17 protein-coding genes are annotated in these 18,256 nt (G+C 73.7%); 3 read left to right on the top strand and 14 right to left on the bottom strand.

The window, feature by feature from the left end:
* Nucleotides 1-35: 35 nt before the first annotated feature.
* Nucleotides 36-902 (top strand): HhH-GPD family protein, encoded by an 867-nt coding sequence (locus HPC71_RS01870; RefSeq protein WP_253943865.1) that lies wholly within the window; start codon nt 36-38, stop codon nt 900-902.
* Here HPC71_RS01870 and HPC71_RS01865 read toward each other — a convergent pair.
* From HPC71_RS01865 to HPC71_RS01815, 11 genes are all read right to left on the bottom strand, one after another.
* On the bottom strand, nt 868-1,935 hold the full coding sequence (locus HPC71_RS01865) for a glycosyltransferase family 2 protein (protein WP_154613484.1): 1,068 nt from the start codon (nt 1,933-1,935) through the stop codon (nt 868-870). The genes HPC71_RS01870 and HPC71_RS01865 overlap by 35 nt on opposite strands.
* Before the next feature lie 106 nt (nt 1,936-2,041).
* Complete coding sequence (locus HPC71_RS01860; protein WP_154612892.1) at nt 2,042-4,639, bottom strand: ATP-dependent Clp protease ATP-binding subunit; 2,598 nt, start codon at nt 4,637-4,639, stop codon at nt 2,042-2,044.
* Between the two features lie 202 nt (nt 4,640-4,841).
* Nucleotides 4,842-5,189, bottom strand: coding sequence for a histone-like nucleoid-structuring protein Lsr2 (locus HPC71_RS01855; protein WP_154612891.1), 348 nt, complete (start codon nt 5,187-5,189; stop codon nt 4,842-4,844).
* A gap of 207 nt (nt 5,190-5,396) precedes the next feature.
* Nucleotides 5,397-6,176 (bottom strand): type III pantothenate kinase, encoded by a 780-nt coding sequence (locus tag HPC71_RS01850; RefSeq protein ID WP_171896000.1) that lies wholly within the window; start codon nt 6,174-6,176, stop codon nt 5,397-5,399.
* Nucleotides 6,177-6,178: 2 nt separating this feature from the next.
* Nucleotides 6,179-7,096, bottom strand: coding sequence for a carboxylating nicotinate-nucleotide diphosphorylase (gene nadC / locus HPC71_RS01845; RefSeq protein WP_154613483.1), 918 nt, complete (start codon nt 7,094-7,096; stop codon nt 6,179-6,181).
* Nucleotides 7,093-8,784 (bottom strand): L-aspartate oxidase, encoded by a 1,692-nt coding sequence (locus HPC71_RS01840; RefSeq protein ID WP_171895999.1) that lies wholly within the window; start codon nt 8,782-8,784, stop codon nt 7,093-7,095. The genes nadC and HPC71_RS01840 overlap by 4 nt, the downstream gene beginning before the upstream one ends.
* 9 nt (nt 8,785-8,793) lie before the next feature.
* Nucleotides 8,794-9,213, bottom strand: a complete 420-nt coding sequence (gene panD, locus HPC71_RS01835) for an aspartate 1-decarboxylase (protein ID WP_154612889.1) — start codon at nt 9,211-9,213, stop codon at nt 8,794-8,796.
* Nucleotides 9,213-10,145: a pantoate--beta-alanine ligase gene (gene panC, locus HPC71_RS01830; protein WP_154613481.1), complete on the bottom strand. Its 933-nt coding sequence runs from the start codon at nt 10,143-10,145 to the stop codon at nt 9,213-9,215. Before panC ends, panD begins: the two co-directional genes overlap by 1 nt.
* A complete protein-coding gene (locus HPC71_RS01825; RefSeq protein ID WP_154612887.1) occupies nt 10,142-11,095 on the bottom strand; it encodes a Rossmann-like and DUF2520 domain-containing protein in 954 nt (317 codons plus the stop codon). Before HPC71_RS01825 ends, panC begins: the two co-directional genes overlap by 4 nt.
* 431 nt (nt 11,096-11,526) lie before the next feature.
* Nucleotides 11,527-12,453: a glycosyltransferase family A protein gene (locus tag HPC71_RS01820; protein ID WP_171895998.1), complete on the bottom strand. Its 927-nt coding sequence runs from the start codon at nt 12,451-12,453 to the stop codon at nt 11,527-11,529.
* Nucleotides 12,450-13,613 carry a sulfotransferase family protein gene (locus HPC71_RS01815; RefSeq protein WP_195849475.1) on the bottom strand — a complete coding sequence of 388 codons (1,164 nt, stop codon included), beginning with the start codon at nt 13,611-13,613 and terminating at the stop codon, nt 12,450-12,452. Before HPC71_RS01815 ends, HPC71_RS01820 begins: the two co-directional genes overlap by 4 nt.
* A 34-nt stretch (nt 13,614-13,647) precedes the next feature.
* Between HPC71_RS01815 and HPC71_RS01810 the strand changes: the two genes are divergently transcribed.
* Nucleotides 13,648-14,766, top strand: coding sequence for a glycosyltransferase family 2 protein (locus HPC71_RS01810; RefSeq protein WP_154613480.1), 1,119 nt, complete (start codon nt 13,648-13,650; stop codon nt 14,764-14,766).
* Nucleotides 14,767-14,769: 3 nt separating this feature from the next.
* On the opposite strand, the gene HPC71_RS01805 is transcribed toward HPC71_RS01810, so the two are convergent.
* From HPC71_RS01805 to HPC71_RS01795, 3 genes are read right to left on the bottom strand one after another with little or no spacing between them, the layout of a single operon-like run.
* Nucleotides 14,770-15,720 carry an ABC transporter substrate-binding protein gene (locus tag HPC71_RS01805; protein WP_154613478.1) on the bottom strand — a complete coding sequence of 317 codons (951 nt, stop codon included), beginning with the start codon at nt 15,718-15,720 and terminating at the stop codon, nt 14,770-14,772.
* 55 nt (nt 15,721-15,775) lie between these two features.
* Nucleotides 15,776-16,504 (bottom strand): ABC transporter permease, encoded by a 729-nt coding sequence (locus HPC71_RS01800; RefSeq protein WP_154613476.1) that lies wholly within the window; start codon nt 16,502-16,504, stop codon nt 15,776-15,778.
* Entirely contained in the window at nt 16,501-17,217 is a 717-nt protein-coding gene (locus HPC71_RS01795) for an ABC transporter permease (protein ID WP_216656510.1), read from the bottom strand. Before HPC71_RS01795 ends, HPC71_RS01800 begins: the two co-directional genes overlap by 4 nt.
* A gap of 4 nt (nt 17,218-17,221) precedes the next feature.
* Between HPC71_RS01795 and HPC71_RS01790 the strand changes: the two genes are divergently transcribed.
* Complete coding sequence (locus HPC71_RS01790) at nt 17,222-18,247, top strand: ABC transporter ATP-binding protein (protein WP_284438250.1); 1,026 nt, start codon at nt 17,222-17,224, stop codon at nt 18,245-18,247.
* The last annotated feature ends 9 nt before the right edge of the window (nt 18,248-18,256 follow it).

Below are 18,256 nucleotides of genomic sequence, written 5' to 3'. Positions count from 1 at the left end.
CCGGGGTCCCGGGACCGGTCGGGGAGGATGACGCGGTGAGCGCGCTGCACGAGCCGGTCCTGCGGTGGTACGACGCCCATGCCCGCGACCTCCCGTGGCGCCGTCCCGAGGCCTCCCCCTGGTCGGTGATGGTCTCCGAGCTGATGCTCCAGCAGACCCCCGTGAGCCGGGTCCTCCCGGTCCACGAGCAGTGGCTCGAGCGCTGGCCGACCCCGGCCGACCTTGCCGCCGAGCCCACCGGCGAGGCGGTGCGGATGTGGGGGCGGCTCGGCTACCCCCGCCGGGCTCTGCGCCTGCACGCCGCGGCGACGGCGATCGTCGAGCGGCACGGCGGGGAGGTGCCGAGGGACCACGCGGCGCTGCTGGCCCTTCCCGGGGTCGGCGACTACACCGCCGCGGCGATCGCCAGCTTCGCCTTCGGCCAGCGCCACGTCGTGCTGGACACCAACGTCCGCCGGGTGCTGGCCCGCACCGTCGGCGGCGTCGAGCTGCCCGCGCAGCACGTCACCAAGGCCGAGCGGGAGGCCGCCGCGGAGCTCCTCCCCGAGGACGAGGCGACCGCGGCCACCTGGGCCGTCGCGGTCATGGAGCTCGGGGCGCTGGTCTGCACGGCGGCCCGGCCGCGGTGCACCGAGTGCCCGGTCGCCTCGCTGTGCGCGTGGCGCGCGGCCGGCCACCCGGCGTACGACGGGCCGCCGCGGAAGGTGCAGACCTGGGCCGGCACCGACCGCCAGTGCCGCGGCCGCCTGCTGGCGGTGCTGCGCGATGCCGACGGCCCGGTGCACCCCAGCCGGCTCGACGCGGTCTGGGTCGAGGAGGCCCAGCGGGTCCGGTGCCTGGCGGGGCTGGTCGAGGACGGGCTGGCGGTCAGGACCGACGCAGGAACCTACGCGCTCCCCTAGCCTCGTAGCGGCGCCCGCCGGCGGCCCGGACGAGGACCTCCTCGGCCGCGGCCACGGGCTCGCCGGGGTGGAAGGGCCGCTTGGGCTCCCCGCGCAGCGCCTCGAGCAGGGCCCGCAGGTCCGCGACGTCGTCGGCGGAGGTCTCCGGCACGTGCGTGCCGCGGCGCGGGTCGGCCTCGACGAGCAGGCCCAGGTCACGCAGGGTGTCGAAGTCGTCCTCGGTGGTCCGCTCGAAGATCCGCATGAGGTACGGCGCCGCCTGCTCCTGGCTGAGCCCCTTGCCGATGAGCGCGCGCAGGGCGACCGCCGTGGGCTCGCGGGCGGGGCGGAAGTTGGCCATCGGGCCGGCGGCGAGGATCGAGGTCCACTTCCGCACGAAGTCCTCACCGGAGTAGGACTCGTAGTGCAGCAGCCGCAGCCGGTCGGCGTCGGCGTACGCCGGCAGCTCGGCCTTGTCGGCGTCCACGCCGTGGTGCAGGGTCAGCCAGACGTCGAGCGCCGGCCGGACCCCGGACTTGCCGTCGACGTGGCCGTGGAAGTAGGCGCCGTTCGAGGGGCGGTCGATCGCGCCGAGGGTCTGCAGCAGGGTCAGGTCGGGCTTGTCGAGCAGCCGCTTGAACCAGGTCGGGTCGCCGTCCCAGTGCTTGCGGCTGACCGCCTCCAGCGGCGCGAGCCGCACCGCGCGCGTCTCGGGCGGGACGGCGGCGAGCACGTCGCGGTCGACCTGGATGATCTCGTCGGCGTCGATGTGGAAAACCCAGTCGGCGCCCTCGACCAGGCTCAGCGCGGCCTTGGTGAGGTTGGCGTTGATCCGCTGGCGCACGTTCAGCTCGGCGGGCCGCTCGCCGTTCCACCACGAGGAGTCGGTGCGGATGCAGGTGACGTGGGGGTGCTCGTCGAGCCAGGTCCGGACCTCGGGGTCCCCCGCGTCGAGGAAGACCACGAGGTGGTCCGCGCCGCCGGCGAGGTTGCCGGTCACGAACCGCTCGATGTTGGGCAGGGTGTCCTTGACGGTGCTGACGGTGAAGAGCACGCCGCCACCCTAGGCGCACCCGCGGGCGCCCGGGACGCCGCACGGGCGGCACCCCGAGGGGTGCCGCCCGTGGCGGGTGCTGCTGGGTGGTGCTGGGGGGACCGGCTCAGTCCTCGCCGCCCGAGCGCGGGACGTCGGAGCCCGACGTCTCGTCGTTCGGGCCCTCGCCCTCGACCGGCGTCGTCTCGATGCTGGTCTCCACGCCGGCCGTCTCGAACGGCGGCATGTCGGGCAGCTCGCCGACCTTCTGGCCCTCGAAGGTGAAGTTCGCGGCCGGGCCGTCGCCGTCGACGTCGACCAGGACGATCATCCCGGGGCCGACCTCACCGAAGAGCATCTTCTCGGCCAGGACGTCCTCGATCTCGCGCTGCACCGTGCGGCGCAGCGGCCGGGCGCCGAGCACCGGGTCGAAGCCGCGCTGGGCCAGGAGGTTCTTGGCCCCCTGGGTCAGCTCGAGCTTCATGTCGCGGTCGCGGAGGCGGACCTCCACGGAGGCGACCATGTTGTCGACCATCGAGACGATCTGCTCCTGGGAGAGCGGCGGGAAGACGATGACCTCGTCGACGCGGTTGAGGAACTCGGGGCGGAAGTGCTGCTTGAGCTCCTCCGAGACCTTGTTCTTCATCCGGTCGTAGTCACCGGGACCACCGGCGGCACCGGCGAAACCGAGGTTCATGCCCTTGGCGATGTCCCGGGTGCCGAGGTTGGTGGTCATGATGATGACGGTGTTCTTGAAGTCCACGACCCGACCCTGGGAGTCGGTCAGGCGACCTTCCTCGAGGATCTGCAACAGGCTGTTGAAGATGTCGGGGTGGGCCTTCTCGACCTCGTCGAAGAGGACGACGGAGAACGGCTTGCGGCGCACCTTCTCGGTGAGCTGGCCGCCCTCCTCGTAACCGACGTAGCCCGGAGGCGAGCCGAAGAGCCGCGAGACGGTGTGCTTCTCGCCGAACTCCGACATGTCGAGCTGGATGAGCGCGTCCTCGTCGCCGAAGAGGAACTCCGCCAGCGTCTTGGACAGCCACGTCTTGCCGACGCCCGAGGGGCCGGCGAAGATGAACGACCCGCCGGGACGCTTGGGGTCCTTCAGGCCGGCGCGGGTACGCCGGATGGCGCGGCTGAGCGCCTTGACCGCCTCGTCCTGGCCGATGACGCGCTTGTGGAGCTCGTCCTCCATCTTGAGCAGCCGGGTCGACTCCTCCTCGGAGAGCTTGACGATCGGGATGCCGGTCGCCACGGCGAGCACCTCGGCGATCAGCTCCTCGTCGACCTCGGCGACCTCGTCCATGTCACCGGCGCGCCACTGCTTCTCGCGCTCGGACTTGGTGAGGATCAGCTGCTTCTCCTCATCGCGCAGGCGCGCGGCGGCCTCGAAGTCCTGGCCGTCGATGGCGGCCTCCTTGCGCTGGCGCACCTCGGCGATCTTGTCGTCGAACTCGCGCAGGTCGGCCGGGGCCGTCATGCGGCGGATGCGCAGGCGCGAGCCGGCCTCGTCGATGAGGTCGATCGCCTTGTCGGGGAGGAACCGGTCGGAGATGTAGCGGTCGGCCAGCGTCGCCGCCGAGACCAGCGCCTCGTCGGTGATGGTGACCCGGTGGTGCGCCTCGTACCGGTCGCGCAGGCCCTTGAGCATCTCGATGGTGTGCGCGATCGACGGCTCGGCGACCTGGATGGGCTGGAAGCGGCGCTCGAGCGCGGCGTCCTTCTCCAGGTACTTGCGGTACTCGTCGAGCGTGGTCGCACCGATGGTCTGCAGCTCGCCGCGGGCCAGCATCGGCTTGAGGATGCTGGCGGCGTCGATCGCGCCCTCGGCCGCACCGGCGCCGACGAGGGTGTGGATCTCGTCGATGAACAGCACGATGTCGCCGCGGGTGCGGATCTCCTTGAGCACCTTCTTCAGGCGCTCCTCGAAGTCACCGCGGTAGCGCGAGCCCGCGACCAGCGCGCCGAGGTCGAGGGTGTAGATCTGCTTGTCCTTGAGCGTCTCGGGCACGTTGCCCTTGACGATGTCCTGGGCCAGGCCCTCGACGATCGTCGTCTTGCCGACGCCGGGCTCGCCGATGAGGACGGGGTTGTTCTTCGTGCGGCGCGACAGGATCTGCATGACGCGCTCGATCTCCTGCTCGCGCCCGATGACCGGGTCGAGCTTGCCCTCGCGCGCGTCCTGGGTCAGGTTGCGGCCGAACTGGTCGAGGACCAGCGAGGACGACGGGGCGTCGCCGCTCGCACCGGCCGCGGCCGCGGCCGACTGCGAGGACTCCTTGCCCTGGAAGCCGCTGAGCAACTGGATGACCTGCTGGCGGACCCGGTTGAGGTCGGCGCCGAGCTTCTGGAGGACCTGGGCGGCGACGCCCTCGCCCTCGCGGATCAGCCCGAGCAGGATGTGCTCGGTGCCGATGTAGGAGTGCCCGAGCTGCAGCGCCTCGCGCAGGGAGAGCTCGAGGACCTTCTTGGCGCGCGGGGTGAAGGGGATGTGGCCGCTGGGCGCCTGCTGGCCCTGGCCGATGATCTCCTCGACCTGGGCGCGGACGGCCTCGAGGGAGATGTCGAGGCTCTCGAGGGCCTTGGCGGCCACGCCCTCGCCCTCGTGGATGAGGCCGAGCAGGATGTGCTCGGTCCCGATGTAGTTGTGGGACAGCATGCGGGCCTCTTCCTGGGCCAGCACGACCACCCGGCGGGCTCGGTCAGTGAACCGCTCGAACATGCAACGCTCCTCGAGTTCTGGGGGACCGCCCACCGCCATCCGGGGCGGGCGGGACATGAGGCTCAACCCCACGGACAGCCTACGCGTTCCCCGACAACGCACTCGGGGCATCCGCTGTGAGCGAACACGCTCGGCGGATGCCCCGGGTGGGACGCTGCCACAGGGGTGGTGCAGGGGGTCGCGCGGGGGTGGTGCGGGTCGGTCAGTGCGCGGAGTCGTAGGCCTCGCGGACCTCGGCCGACACGCGGCCACGGTCCGGCACCTCGAACCCGTTCTGCCGCGCCCAGTCACGGATCTCCTTGGCGGTGGGGCCGCCCGAGGCGTTGGCGCTCGCGGAGCCGCCCGAGCGACGGCCGCCGGCACCGCGGCGGGTGCCGCTGACCTTGCGGGCGTGGCCGACGTACGTCGCGAGGGCCCCGCGCAGGGCGGAGGCGTTCTCCTCGTTCAGGTCGATCTCGTAGGAGGTGCCGTCCAGGCCGAACGACACCGTCTCGGTCGCCTCGCTGCCGTCCAGGTCGTCCTCGAGCACGATGTGGATCTTCTGAGCCATGTGGGGGTCCTCGCTATCCGGAATTGACGGAAGAGTGCCGGGCACTGCAATTCCGGCGTTTTGCATCGTGCCAGGTAAAATGACGTCAGACAATTCGATCACCCCCGCCTCGGAGAGTTTTTACCAAAACCGAACGGGCGGATCGCTCCGGGTGACCACGAATCGGTCGGAGGGACGACGTCGAATCCGACGCAAAACGCCGAGGTGTCAATCCCGGTTATTGCGCCGGAATACCAGCTCGAGCCCCTGCAGCGTCAGCCAGGGTGAATGCGCGGTGAATGCCGAGCAGTCCTCGATCAGCAACGGCGCGAGATGGCCGGTGGCGATCACGGAGATATCACCGGGCTGAACGCCGAGCTCGGCGGTCATCCGCGCGACGAGGCCCTCGACCTGGGCGGCGACGCCGAAGACCAGGCCGGACTGGAGCGCCTCGACGGTGTTCTTCGCGATCACCGTCCGCGGCCGGGCGAGCTCGACCTTGCGCAGCTGGGCGCCGCGGCGGCCGAGCGCCTCCAGCGAGATCTCGATGCCGGGCGCGATCGCGCCGCCGACGTACTGACCGCTCGCGTTGACGACGTCGAAGGTGGTCGCGGTCCCACCGAAGTCGACGACGATCGCAGGACCGCCGTGCAGCTCGGCGGCGGCGAGGGCGTTGACGATGCGGTCCGAGCCGACCTCACGCGGGTTGTCCATGAGGATCGGGACGCCGGTGCGGACGCCGGGCTCGACGACCAGGCAGGGGAGGTCGGCGAAGTGCCGGGCCAGCATGTCGCGCCACTCGTGCAGCACCGCCGGGACGGTCGAGCACACGCTGACCCCGTCGACGCCGGCCGCGTCGCGGCCGAGCAGGCCACGGATCAGCACCGACCACTCGTCGGCGGTGCGGCGCTCGTCGGTGCCCACCCGCCAGTGCGCGAGGACCTCCCCGTCCTGGACGAGGCCCAGCTGGGTGTGGCTGTTGCCGATGTCGGCGGCGAGGAGCGGCACCGTCACTCCTCGTGGAGGTCCAGGCCGAGGTCGAAGACGTCGACGGAGTGGGTCAGCGCGCCGACGGAGATGTAGTCGACGCCGGTGGCCGCGACCTCGCGGGCGCGGTCGAAGGTCAGCCCCCCGGACGCCTCGAGCGCCACGCGGCCGGCGGCGCCCATCCGCTCGACCAGGCGGACCGCCTCGGCCATCGTCTCGGTGGACATGTTGTCGAGCAGGATCTCCTCGCAGCCGGCCTCGACCAGCTCGCGCAGCTGGTCGAGGTCGGTGACCTCGACCTCGACGCGCAGGTCCGGGTACGCCGCGCGGACGGCGCGGTAGGCCGGCACGACGCCGCCGGCGGCGACGACGTGGTTGTCCTTGACCATCGCCCGGTCCGAGAGGCTGGTGCGGTGGTTGCGCCCGCCGCCGCAGCGCACGGCGTACTTCTGGAGCGCGCGGTAGGTGGGCAGGGTCTTGCGGGTGTCGAGCACCTGCGCGCCGGTGCCGTCGAGCGCGTCGACCCAGGCCGCGGTAGCGGTCGCGACGCCGGAGAGGTGGCTGGCGTAGTTCAGCGCGGTCCGCTCGGCGGTCAGCAGGCCGCGCGCGGGCCCGGCGACCCGCATGACGACGTCGCCGGGGGCCACCCGGGTGCCGTCGGGCAGCCGGTCGGTGACCTCGACGTCGTCGCCGAGCACGAGGTGGAAGACGAGCGCGGCGATGCCGAGCCCGGCGACCGTCCCGGCCTCCCGGGCCGCGAAGTCGCCGACCGCGCGCGCGTCGGGGGCGATGGTCGCGACGCTGGTGACGTCCTCGGTCGGGACGTCCTCGGCGAGCGCCAGCCGGACGTGGTCGTGGACCGCGCGGGGGTCGAGCCCCGCGGCCTCGAGCTCGGCGAGCAGGCCGGCCGGCAGGGCGTCGTACGGGGTGGGGGTGATCATCGGCCGAGGCCTCCATCGGTCGCGGGGGCGGGGGCGAAGGTCAGCACGGCGGCGCCGTCGGCGGACCTGAGGTCGAGGCGGGTGTCGAAGTGTCCGGCCCACCGGGCGTCGTCGCGGTCGGGGTGGTCCTCGCGCCAGTGCGACCCGCGGGTCTCCTCGCGCAGGGCCGCGGCGTCGGTGAGGGCGGCGGCGATGGTGAGCAGGTTCGTGGTCTCCCACGCGCCGAGGTCGACGGTGGCCGCAGGGGTGCCCGCGAGCTCGTCGAGCACCCCGGCCGCCTCGGCGAGACCGGCGGCGCTGCGCAGCACACCGACCCGCTCGGTCATCACCTCCTGGAGCTCCTGGCGCACGGAGCCGTCGACCAGCCCCACCGGCCGGGTGTCCGGCGCGGGCTCGGCCCAGGGGCGGAGCTCGGCGGGCAGCACGGTGGCGATCCGCCGGGAGAAGACCAGGCCCTCGAGCAGGGAGTTCGACGCGAGCCGGTTGGCGCCGTGGACGCCGGAGCAGGCGACCTCGCCGGTGGCGTACAGGCCGGCGACATCGGTGCGGCCCCACAGGTCGGTGCGCACCCCGCCGGAGGCGTAGTGGCACGCGGGGGCGACCGGGATCGGCTCGGTCACCGGGTCGACGCCGTGGCGGCGGGCGGTGGCGAGGATGGTGGGGAAGCGGCGCTCCCAGAAGTCCGCGCCGAGGTGCCGGGCGTCGAGCCACATGTGCGGGCGCCCGGTCTCGTGCATCCGGCGGGTGATCGCCTTGGCCACCACGTCGCGCGGGGCGAGGTCGCCGAGCTCGTGGACGCCGGTCATCAGCCGGTCGCCGTCGGCGTCCACGAGGAACGCGCCCTCCCCGCGGACGGCCTCGGAGATGAGCGGCTGCTGGCCGCGGGAGTCGGGGCCGAGGTACATGACCGTGGGGTGGAACTGGACGAACTCCAGGTCGCGCAGGGTCGCGCCGGCCCGCAGCGCGAGCGCCATGCCGTCGCCGGTGGAGACCGCCGGGTTGGTGGTCTGGGAGAAGACCTGGCCGAGCCCGCCGCTGGCCAGGACCACCGCGCGGCAGTGGACCGCGCCGATCCCGTCGCGCTCCCCCTCGCCCATGACGTGCAGGGTCACCCCGGCGACGCCGCGGTCGGGGCCGAGGAGCAGGTCGACGGCCAGCGCGTGCTGGACGACCTCGATGTCGGTGGCCGCCTCGACCGCGGCGATCAGGGCGCGCTGGATCTCCGCGCCGGTGGCGTCGCCCCCGGCGTGGGCGATCCGGTCGCGGAGGTGGCCGCCCTCGCGGGTCAGCGACAGCAGGCCGGTGGCGTCGACGTCGAAGCGGGTGCCGAGCGCGATCAGCTCGTGCACCGCCTCGGGCCCCTCGCCCACCAGCACGCGCACCGCCTCGAGGTCGCAGGCGCCCGCGCCGGCGACCAGGGTGTCGACCTCGTGCTGCTCGGGGGTGTCGCCCTCGCCCAGCGCGGCGGCGATGCCGCCCTGCGCCCACTGCGTGGAGCCGGCCGCCAGCACGTCCTTGGTGACGACGAGGACCTTCTCGACGTGCTCGCGCAGCCGCAGCGCCGCGGTCAGCCCGGCGATCCCGGACCCGATGACCACGACGTCCGCGCGGGTCGACCACCCCGGCTCGGGGGCGGTCAGGCGCCCGGGGAGACGGCGCGCCGCCGGGACGGTGAGGGGGCCGGGCACCGGAGCAGGCTAGCGGGCCGCGGTGGCGTCGCCGCGGACCAGACCGGCCCCGCCGAAGGTCTCGGCCGGGTCGAAGCCGGTGGCCATGATCTTGTTCTCGGCGTCGACGAAGACCACGTGCGGCTGGTGCTCCTTGGCCTCGGCGGTCTCCATCTGGCCGTAGCCGATGAGGATGACCAGGTCGCCGGGGTGGACCAGCCGGGCGGCGGCGCCGTTGATGCCGATGACGCCGGACCCGCGCTCGCCGGCGATCGTGTAGGTCTCCAGCCGCGCGCCGTTGGTGATGTCGACGATGTGGACCAGCTCCCCGGGCAGCAGGTCCGCGGCGTCGAGCAGGTCCTGGTCGACCGTCACCGACCCGACGTAGTGGAGGTCCGCCTGGGTCACGGTGGCCCGGTGGATCTTGCTCTTCATCATCGTGCGGAGCATCAACGCTCTCCCTGCTGGTGGTCGGGCTCGTGGTCGGGCTCGTGGTCGGGCCGGCCCTCGGGGTGCCCGAGGACCAGCGGCATGTTGTCGATGAGACGGGTGGTGCCGACCCGGGCGGCGACGAGCACCCGCGCCACGGTGCCGGGCGGGACGGGGTCGGGCAGCGGGGAGAGGTCGGGGGCGGTGACCTCGAGGTAGTCCAGGTCGACGGCGTGGGCGGCCCGCAGCTCGGCGCGGGCGGCGTCCAGCGCCGGGCCGACGCCGTACGCCGCCGCCTCCTGCGCGGCGCGCAGCGCGCGGCTGAGGGCGAGCGCCTCGAGCCGCTGCTCCTCGTCGAGGTAGCGGTTGCGGCTGGACAGCGCCAGCCCGCCGGCCTCGCGGACCGTCTCGGCCCCGACGACGTCGACGCCGAGGCAGAGGTCCTCGGCCATCCGGCGGATCAGGGCGAGCTGCTGGTAGTCCTTCTGCCCGAAGACCGCGACGTCGGGGCGCACCAGGCCGAAGAGCTTGGCGACCACGGTGAGCACGCCGCGGAAGTGGCCGGGACGGCTGCGGCCCTCGAGGACCTCGGCCTGCGGGCCCGGCTCGACGGTCACCATCGGGTCGCCCCCGGGGTAGACCTCCTCCACGCTCGGCGCGAAGACCACGTCGACGCCCTCGCGGGCGCACACCTCCAGGTCGGCGTCGAGGGTGCGGGGGTAGCGGTCGAGGTCCTCGCCGGCGCCGAACTGCAGCGGGTTGACGAAGACCGAGACCACGACGGGGCCGTCGCCGACCCGGTCGCGCGCCTCGCGCATCAGGCTGGCGTGCCCCTCGTGCAGGGCGCCCATCGTCGGGACGAGGCCGACGCGGAGCCCGGAGCGGCGGGCGTCGGCGAGCAGCGTGGAGAGCTCCTCGCGCGTGGACGCGAGGACGGGGAGGGAGGTGGTCATCGCAGGTGCGTGGTCCGGTCCACGACGGTCGGGGGGACGACCGGCGCGAGGGTGGTGGTCGGGGTCGCGGCCGCGACGGAGGCGCGGGCGAGCAGGTCGTGGATCTTCAGCGCGCGGATCGGCAGGAGCCGGCCGTCGGTGACGGCGCGGTCGAGCGTGGCGCGGGCCATGGCGACGTACGACGCCACCGTCTGGGGCGCGTTGGCCAGCAGGTCCTCGAGGTGGGCCTCGACCGTGCCCGCGTCGCCGCGGACGATCGGCCCGGTGAGCGCGGCGTCGCCGTGGGCGAGGGCGTTGTCGAGGGCGGCAGTCAGCAGCGGGCGCAGCGTGCCCGACGGGTCGTCGGCGCCGGCCGCGGCCAGCATCTCCATCGCCTCGGTCACCAGGGTGACCAGGTGGTTCGCGCCGTGGGCGAGCCCGGCGTGGTAGAGCGTGCGCATCTCCTCGGGCACCCACATCGGGCGCCCGCCGAGGTCGGCGACGAGCGCCTCGGCGACGGCCCGCTCCCCCGCGCCGGCGGTCAGCCCGAAGACGCAGCCGCCGAGCCGCTCGAGGTCCAGGGCGGTGCCGGTGAAGGTCATCGCCGGGTGCATCGCGACCACGCGGGCGCCGGCCTCGCGGGCCGGCTCGAGGACGGCGAGGCCGTGCCGGCCCGAGGTGTGCACGACGTACTGGCCCTCGCGGATCGCGCCGCTGGCGGTCAGCATCGCGACCACGTTGCCGAGCATGTCGTCCGGCACGGTCAGCAGCAGCACGTCGGCAGCGCGCGCGACGGCCGTCGGCTTCTCGATCGGCACGTCCGGCAGCAGCGCGGCGATGCGCGCGCGGGAGGCGTCGGACTCGCCGGCGGCGGCGACCACGGGGTGGCCGGCAGCGCGGAGGGCAGCGGCGAGGACGGCGCCGACGCGACCAGCGCCGACCACGCCCACCCCGAGGGGTCGGTGCGTCATGGTTCGAACCTTTCGTTCCAGTCCCTCCGACCACCCGCTCGCCCGGTTGCTCGGGTCCGTGGGCCGGTGTGGGTACCAGACGGTGTGCTCGTGTCCTGGTGGTGAGTCGCTGTACCCGCCTCGCGGCCGGTCCAGCGCGGGCAACCGTACGCCGGTCCGGTCCTGCGGGGAATGGCTGCCCGCGTGACCTGGGCCACGGCGGCCCGGGCGGTCGGGGCCGGAGGCGGACGACGGGCGGGCAGGCCCGGTCGTGGTTGGGTCTGGCGGGCCGGAGCGAGGCACGAGCGCAGGCCTGGTAGACCGGGCCTGCCCGCCCGGCGGGAGCCGCAGGCCCCGCCCCACCAGTGGTCCAGGCCGCAGTCGGCTCGCCGGGTTTCGACACGCTCAGGCCTTGGCGGCCTTCGCTGCTCAACCAGCGGCTTGGGCCGGGGCTAGCGGCGCTGGGGGCCCACGTCGAGCGGGCGCGGCGCGTGCGGCAGCCACTCGTGGGTGACGTGGTCGACGACGTGCGTCCCGGCGGGGGCCTCGATGCGGACGACGCCGGCGGGGACCGTGCCCTCGCGCAGGGCGTTGAAGACCTCCCACTCGCGCCGCTTGCGCTTGTTGCGCCACGACGTCGCGAAGGAGGACGGGTCGGTCCAGTGGGCGAACTCGTCGCCGTCGAGGTACTTCAGCTCCACGCACAGCCCGAAGGGCAGCCCGATGGACCGGACGTCCTCCGGGGTCGTGCGGATCTCCCACTCGAAGGCCTTGGTGTAGACGAAGTCCGGGCCGATCGGGAAGCCCCACTCCTCGGCGTTGCGCAGGCCGAGGTCGAGGTAGGCGAGGGAGTCCGAGGCGAGGAACAGCGGGTGCCGTGGCACGCGGACGATCGTCTGCACGTCGCCGACCTGCCAGGACAGGTCCGCGATGGAGACCTCGCCCTCGGTGGTCAGCACCATGTCGCCGTCCCACTTCCAGGAGTAGCGGGTGCCGACCTGGGCGAAGCACCAGTTGTAGAAGTACGACAGCGAGTGCACCGACAGCTCGTGGACGGCGAGGTGCTCGGCGCCGGCGCGCGCGACCGCGAAGGGGTACGACGTGAGCGTGAGCCGGTCCGCGCGGCCGTGCCGCTCGGCGGTCTCGCGGACCACGTCGGGGGTGCCGTCGGTGGAGCCGTTGTCCACGACCAGCACGTGGTCGCAGGCGCGCAACAGCGGCGGGAGCACGAACGGCAGCGACGGCGCCTCGTCCTTGACCCGCAGCACCGCGGTGGTGCCCGGGCGCAGCCCCTCGGGCCGTGCCCAGGGCCAGGTGATGTCGTAGTCGGTGTGGCCCTCGAGGTTGCTCAGGCCGGTCCGGCCCAGGTGCGCGGTCACGAGCGGGTCTTGCCGACGGCCTTGCGCAGGCCGCGGCGCACCGACGGCGGGATCGCCGCGCGCAGCCCGTGCGGGAGCCGGTCGGCGAGGTCGCCGGCGGGCGCGGCCGGGGCCGGGCTCGCTCCGGGGCGGCCGGCTGGCGCGCGGCCCTTGAGCTCGCGGCGTACCCGCTGCTCGGCGGCGACCACCGAGGAGCGCGAGATGGCCTCGGACTCCTCGTAGAGCTCGACGTAGGCCTCGCGCAGCTGGTCGAGCGTGCGGTGCACCTCGGGGGTGTCGCCGCCGGGGTCGGCGAGCTTGTTCAGCTCCGCCCAGGTGTCGGCGGTCAGGTCGTGGAGGCGCTTGGGCAGGCCGAGGTCCTCCAGCGACTGGGTGACGCGGCGCAGGGAGGGGTCCACGAAGCGGTGGCCGTCGCGGATCTGCTCGCTGCGGGCGTGCAGGACGTGCTGGAGGCCGAGGGTCTCCCCGGCATGCATGCAGGTGCGGGTCCAGTCGTCGAGGAGGTCGCCGTACCGGACGAAGACCCGCGCGCTGCCGTCGACGGGGCCGTCGGCCCCGGCCGCGCCGGCCTCGGCGGAGGCGCGGGTCGCGCGCTCGGTGTGGAGCAGCATGTTGAGCCAGGAGGCCGCGAGGTGCGCGGAGCCGAGCCGGTTCTTGTAGTAGGTCTGCTTGCTGCCGACGACCTCGGCCGGCGGGCGGAGCATCGTCGCGAAGACCGGGGTCGCGCCGGTGCGGACGGCGGCGACGCGCCACAGCGAGAGGAACCAGGCCAGGCGCGGGTCCTTGACGACCAGCTCGCTGCTGACCGCGAAGTGCGACTCCAGCCACTCGGCGGTGGTGATCCGCTCCTTCTCGCGGGTGGAGACCCGGCCGGTCTCGAACCACGCGTCGGGCCGGGAGTCGCTGACCTGCACGCCGGCCTCCTTGAGGAGGCGGTCGTGGTGCTCGACGGCCCAGGCCGGCTCGCCGAACCCCTTGGGGTTGGTCTCGTCGGCGGCGACCTCGGGCTGCGGGACGTGCAGTCCGAGGATCTGCATCAACCCGGCCATCGTGCTGGTGCCGCTGCGTCCGGCACCGGCGACGAAGAGGACCTTGCGCGGGTAGTCGGTCGGGTCCACGGCCGAGGGGTCCACGGGCGGCTGCGCTGCGGGGGCACTCACGACCGAGGAGCCTATCGCTCACTACCCTCGGGCCATGCAGCTGCAACCGTGGGCACGCCGCCGCGCCCGCGTCAGCGTGGTCGTCCCGGTCTACGACGTCGAGGCCTACCTCCCCGCCTGCCTGGACAGCGTGCTCGCCCAGGAGGCCAAGGGCCTGGACCTCGAGGTGGTCGTCGTCGACGACGGATCCCCCGACGGCTCGGGGGCGATCGCGGACTCCTACGCCGAGCGCGACCCGCGGGTCCGCGTGGTGCACACCACCAACCGCGGGCTCGGCGCGGCCCGCAACGAGGGCCTGCGCCACGTGACCGGCGACCTGGTGGCCTTCGCCGACTCCGACGACGTCGTGCCGCCCGGGGCGTACGCCGCACTGCTGCGGCAGCTGCGCCGCACCGGCAGCGACTTCGTGACCGGCTCGGTGGCCCGCTGGGAGGGCGACTCCCTCGCCCAGCTGCCGTGGATGCGCCGGCTGCACGCCACCCGCTCGGCGCTGGTGATCGACCACCAGCCGGAGATCCTCGGCGACGTCTTCGCCTGGAACAAGCTGTTCCGCCGCGACTTCTACGAGGGCGCCGGCCTCTCCTGGCCCGAGGGCGTGCGCTACGAGGACCAGCCGACGACGACCGACGCCTACCTGCGCGCCCGGCGGTTCGGCGTGATCCCCGAGGTGGTCTACCACTGGCGGATCCGCCACGACGGCAGCTCGATCACCCAGCAGCGCTCCTCCCTCGCCGACCTCCGCGACCGCTGGGCCACCAAGCAGATGGCGCTGGCCAGCGTCGAGGCGTACGGCTCAGCCAAGGTCACCCGCGTCTTCCGCGACCGCGTCCTGGCCGGCGACCTGCACCGCTACTTCGCCGAGATCCCCGGCTGCTCCGATGAGTGGTGGGAGCTGCTGCGCGCCGGCGTGCTCCAGATGTACGGCGCCCGCTCGCTCACCCACTCCGGGCTGACCCCGGCCTACCGGCTCGTGGGGTGGCTGGTCGAGCAGGGGCGGCGCGAGGACGCCGCGGCCGTCGTGGCCTACGTCCGGTCGTACGGCGGGCCGCTGCCGCGCGTCCCGACGCCCACCGGGCCGCGGATCGACGTGCCGGTCATCGACCTGCGCACCGTCGCACCCGCGGCCCTGGAGCTGCGTCCGCACGAGGCCTGAGCGTCAGAGGAGCCCCTCCTGCTCGAGGAACTCGCGGGCGACGTCCTCGGGCTTCTCCCGGTCCACGGCGATGCGGCCGTTGAGCTCGGTGAGGTTCTCGGTGGTCAGCGCAGCCATCAGCTCGTTGAGCTTCTCCGCGACGTCGGGGTGCTCCTCGAGGAACGCGCTCGAGACGGCGGGCACGAGGTTCTGGGCCGGCTGGATCGCCTTGTCGTCCTCCAGGACCACCAGGCCCTGCGACTCCAAGGTGCCGTCGGTGGTGCTGGTCAGGCCCAGCTGCGACTCGCCGTCGAGCACCGACTGGTAGGTCTGGTCGCTGGCGAAGCCGAGCGGCAGCACCTTGGTGACGTCGATGCCGTACTCGTCGACCAGGCCGCCCTCGCAGTCCAGCCGCCCCTCGCAGTCGGGGGCGGCGGCCAGCACGACCGAGGTGCCCTCGAGGTCGGAGAGCTTGGTGACGCCGTTCTCCTCGGCGTACTCCTGGGTGACGAAGAAGGCGTTGGTGTCGGTGGCCTCGGAGACGTCGAGGAGGGTGATGCCCTGCTCCTCGAGCAGGTCGGAGCCCTGCTCGGCGAGCTCCTTGCCGTCCCCGGCGGTGAACGGCTCGGCCTGGTCGCCCAGCTTGCGGGCGTTGAGCTCGTTGACGATGCCGCCGACGTACTCCGGCACGACGTCGACGTCGCCGGGGAAGGTCTCGATGTAGACGCTGCGGGAGTCGACCAGGCGCACGGTCGGGTCGTAGCCGGCGTCCTCGAGCAGCTGCTCGTACATCGAGGCGACCAGGGTGGCCTCGGGGAAGTTCTGCCCCGAGATGTTGACGGGCCCGCCGGCGCTGGCCGCGGGCGTGGAGTCGTCGTCGTTCGCAGCGTCCTCGGAGAGGTCGTCCCCGGCGCAGCCGGCGAGGAGGAGCGAGCCCGCCGCGAGCGCGGCGGCCAGTGAGCGTCGTACCTGCATGAGGTGGTCCTTCTGTGTCCCGCGGCCCCGCCGCGCGTGTCCGGATGGGCAGGCCTCACCCGGCCGGGCGCAGTCCCTGCGACACGGTACCCAGCGGGTCCCGACGCTCCCGGGCGGCGAACCGCTCGGCGGCGGCCGCGGCCAGCTCCAGCAGCAGCGCGACGGCGGCCACGACCAGCGCGCCGGCGATGCCCTGGCCGTACTGGCTGCGGTAGAAACCGTCGGTGATCACCCGGCCCAGCCCGGGCCCGGCGACCAGCGCCGCGATGGTCGCGGTCGCCCAGACCTGCACGAGCGCGAGGCGTACGCCGGAGAGCACGAGCGGCAGCGCCAGGGGCAGCTCGACCCGCCAGAATCGCTGGGCGCCGGTCATCCCCATGCCGTCGGCGGCCTCCAGGACGTCGGAGGGGACCTCCCGCACCGCGACGTAGCCGTTGGTGATGATCGGGGGCAGCGCGAAGAGGGTCAGCGCCAGCAGGGTCGCCACGCCGGCGCGGCCGTAGGGGCCGAAGGACTCATAGCCCGGCCAGTCGAGGGTGACCAGGACCGCCAGCAGCGCGAAGGTCGGCACCGCCCGGCCGATGTTGGAGATGTTGACCGCGAGGAAGCCACCGCGGCCGAGGTGGCCCAGCCCGAGCGCCACCGGGAGGCCCACGGCCAGCGCCAGCACCAGCGCGGTCACCGTGAGCAGCAGCTGCTGGAGCAGCAGCTCGAGCATGCCGCCGTCGCCGGTCCAGCTCGAGGCGGCCAGCAGGTAGTCCCAGGCGTCGGTGAGGACCCTCATCGACGCGCACCCCCGGCCGCCCGGGTCCACGGGGTCAGCGCGCGCTGGCCCAGCACGAGCAACGCGTCGAGGGCGAAGGCGATGACCACGCAGAGCACCGAGGCGACGAGCAGCTCGGCCCGGAAGTTCGTGGTCACGCCGTCGCGGATGAGGTTGCCGAGCCCGCCGTAGGAGACCAGCGAGCCGACGGTGGTCAGCGCGACGGTGGAGACCGTCGCCACGCGGAGGCCGGCGACCACCACCGGCAGGGCCAGGGGCAGCTCGACGCGCACGAGCAGCCGCCCGGCGCCGTACCCCAGGCCGCGGGCGGCCTCGCGCACGTCCTCGGGGACCGATCGCAGCCCCTCGAGGAACGCGCGGACCAGCACGGTCAGCGCGTAGAGGCCCAGGCCGATGACCACGGTGGTCATCGTCAGCCCGGTGAAGGGCACGAGCAGCGGGAAGAGCGCGATCGAGGGGATCGTGTAGAGGCCGGTGCTCAGCCCCAGCGCCGTCGACTCCAGCCGCGGCAGCCGCCGGGCCAGGAGCGCCAGCGGGACGGCGAGCGCCACCCCCAGCGCGACCGCGAGCACGGTGATCGTCAGGTGCTCGCCCGCGGCGTCGAGGATCTCCTCCCGCCGGTCGGTGACGTAGTCCAGGCAGAACCACTCGTTGCGCAGGCGGCTGTAGCAGCTCGGCTCGGCTGCCGGCGCGGCCGCCGCCAGTACTGTCACGCGCATGGACGCTACCGGCACCGCGGGCGCAACCACGATGATCCGGCTCTCGGGTGTCGGCAAGACGTACGCCGACGGGACGGTCGCCGTGCAGGCGGTCGATCTCGAGGTGGCCGCCGGGGAGCTGCTGTGCCTGGTCGGCCCGTCGGGCTGCGGCAAGTCCACGACGCTGAAGATGATCAACCGGCTGATCGAGCCCACCACGGGCCGCATCGAGATCGACGGGCGCGACGTCACCGGCGAGGACCCGGTCAAGCTGCGCCGGGGCATCGGCTACGTCATCCAGCAGGTGGGGCTCTTCCCGCACCAGAAGATCCTCACCAACGTGATGACGGTGCCGCTGCTCTCCGGCGGGTCACGGGCCGCCGCCCGGGCGCGGGCCCTGGAGCTGCTCGAGCTGGTCGGCCTCGACCCGGCGACGTACGCCGACCGCTACCCCCACCAGCTCTCCGGCGGTCAGCGCCAGCGCGTCGGCGTGGCCCGGGCGCTGGCCGCCGACCCTCCCGTGCTGCTCATGGACGAGCCGTTCGGCGCGGTCGACCCGGTGGTGCGCGTGCGGCTGCAGGACGAGTTCCGCCGGCTCCAGCGCGACCTGGGCAAGACCGTCGTGCTGGTCACCCACGACATCGACGAGGCGGTCCGGATGGGCGACCGGGTCGCGGTGTTCGCCGCGGGCGGCCGGCTCGCCCAGCACGCCACCCCCGCCGAGCTGCTCGCCCGCCCCGCCGACGACTTCGTGGCCGACTTCGTCGGCTCCGAGCGCGGCCTGCGGCGCCTCTCGGTCACCCCGGTGGACCCCGCCCTGCTCGACCCGGTCGACGGCGTGCGGATCGGCGACCTCGGCGCGGCGATCGAGGTCGGCGCGACCCTCGAGCAGGCGCTCGCCGCGATGCTGCGCAGCGACCGCGGGATGGTCGCGGTCCGTCGCGGTCCGGTCATGCTCGGCGTGCTGACCCCCGACGGCGTGCACCGGGCGCTGCGCGCCTCGCTCTCCCCCGCCGAGGACACCGGCAGCACCGCTCCTGACTGAGCCCGCGGA

This window comes from Nocardioides marmotae (assembly GCF_013177455.1).
Lineage (GTDB): Bacteria > Actinomycetota > Actinomycetes > Propionibacteriales > Nocardioidaceae > Nocardioides > Nocardioides marmotae.
This window is presented reverse-complemented; position numbering and strand designations above follow the sequence as displayed.

Excerpts from the sequence above, each read along its gene's own strand:
- HPC71_RS01860 (WP_154612892.1), bottom strand. The coding sequence starts at position 4,639 with ATGTTCGAGCGGTTCACTGACCGAGCCCGCCGGGTGGTCGTGCTGGCC.
- HPC71_RS01855 (WP_154612891.1), bottom strand. The coding sequence starts at position 5,189 with ATGGCTCAGAAGATCCACATCGTGCTCGAGGACGACCTGGACGGCAGC.
- nadC (WP_154613483.1), bottom strand. The coding sequence starts at position 7,096 with ATGATCACCCCCACCCCGTACGACGCCCTGCCGGCCGGCCTGCTCGCC.
- panD (WP_154612889.1), bottom strand. The coding sequence starts at position 9,213 with ATGCTCCGCACGATGATGAAGAGCAAGATCCACCGGGCCACCGTGACC.
- panC (WP_154613481.1), bottom strand. The coding sequence starts at position 10,145 with ATGACCACCTCCCTCCCCGTCCTCGCGTCCACGCGCGAGGAGCTCTCC.
- HPC71_RS01825 (WP_154612887.1), bottom strand. The coding sequence starts at position 11,095 with ATGACGCACCGACCCCTCGGGGTGGGCGTGGTCGGCGCTGGTCGCGTC.
- HPC71_RS01810 (WP_154613480.1), top strand. The coding sequence starts at position 13,648 with ATGCAGCTGCAACCGTGGGCACGCCGCCGCGCCCGCGTCAGCGTGGTC.
- HPC71_RS01805 (WP_154613478.1), bottom strand. The coding sequence starts at position 15,720 with ATGCAGGTACGACGCTCACTGGCCGCCGCGCTCGCGGCGGGCTCGCTC.
- HPC71_RS01800 (WP_154613476.1), bottom strand. The coding sequence starts at position 16,504 with ATGAGGGTCCTCACCGACGCCTGGGACTACCTGCTGGCCGCCTCGAGC.
- HPC71_RS01790 (WP_284438250.1), top strand. The coding sequence starts at position 17,222 with ATGGACGCTACCGGCACCGCGGGCGCAACCACGATGATCCGGCTCTCG.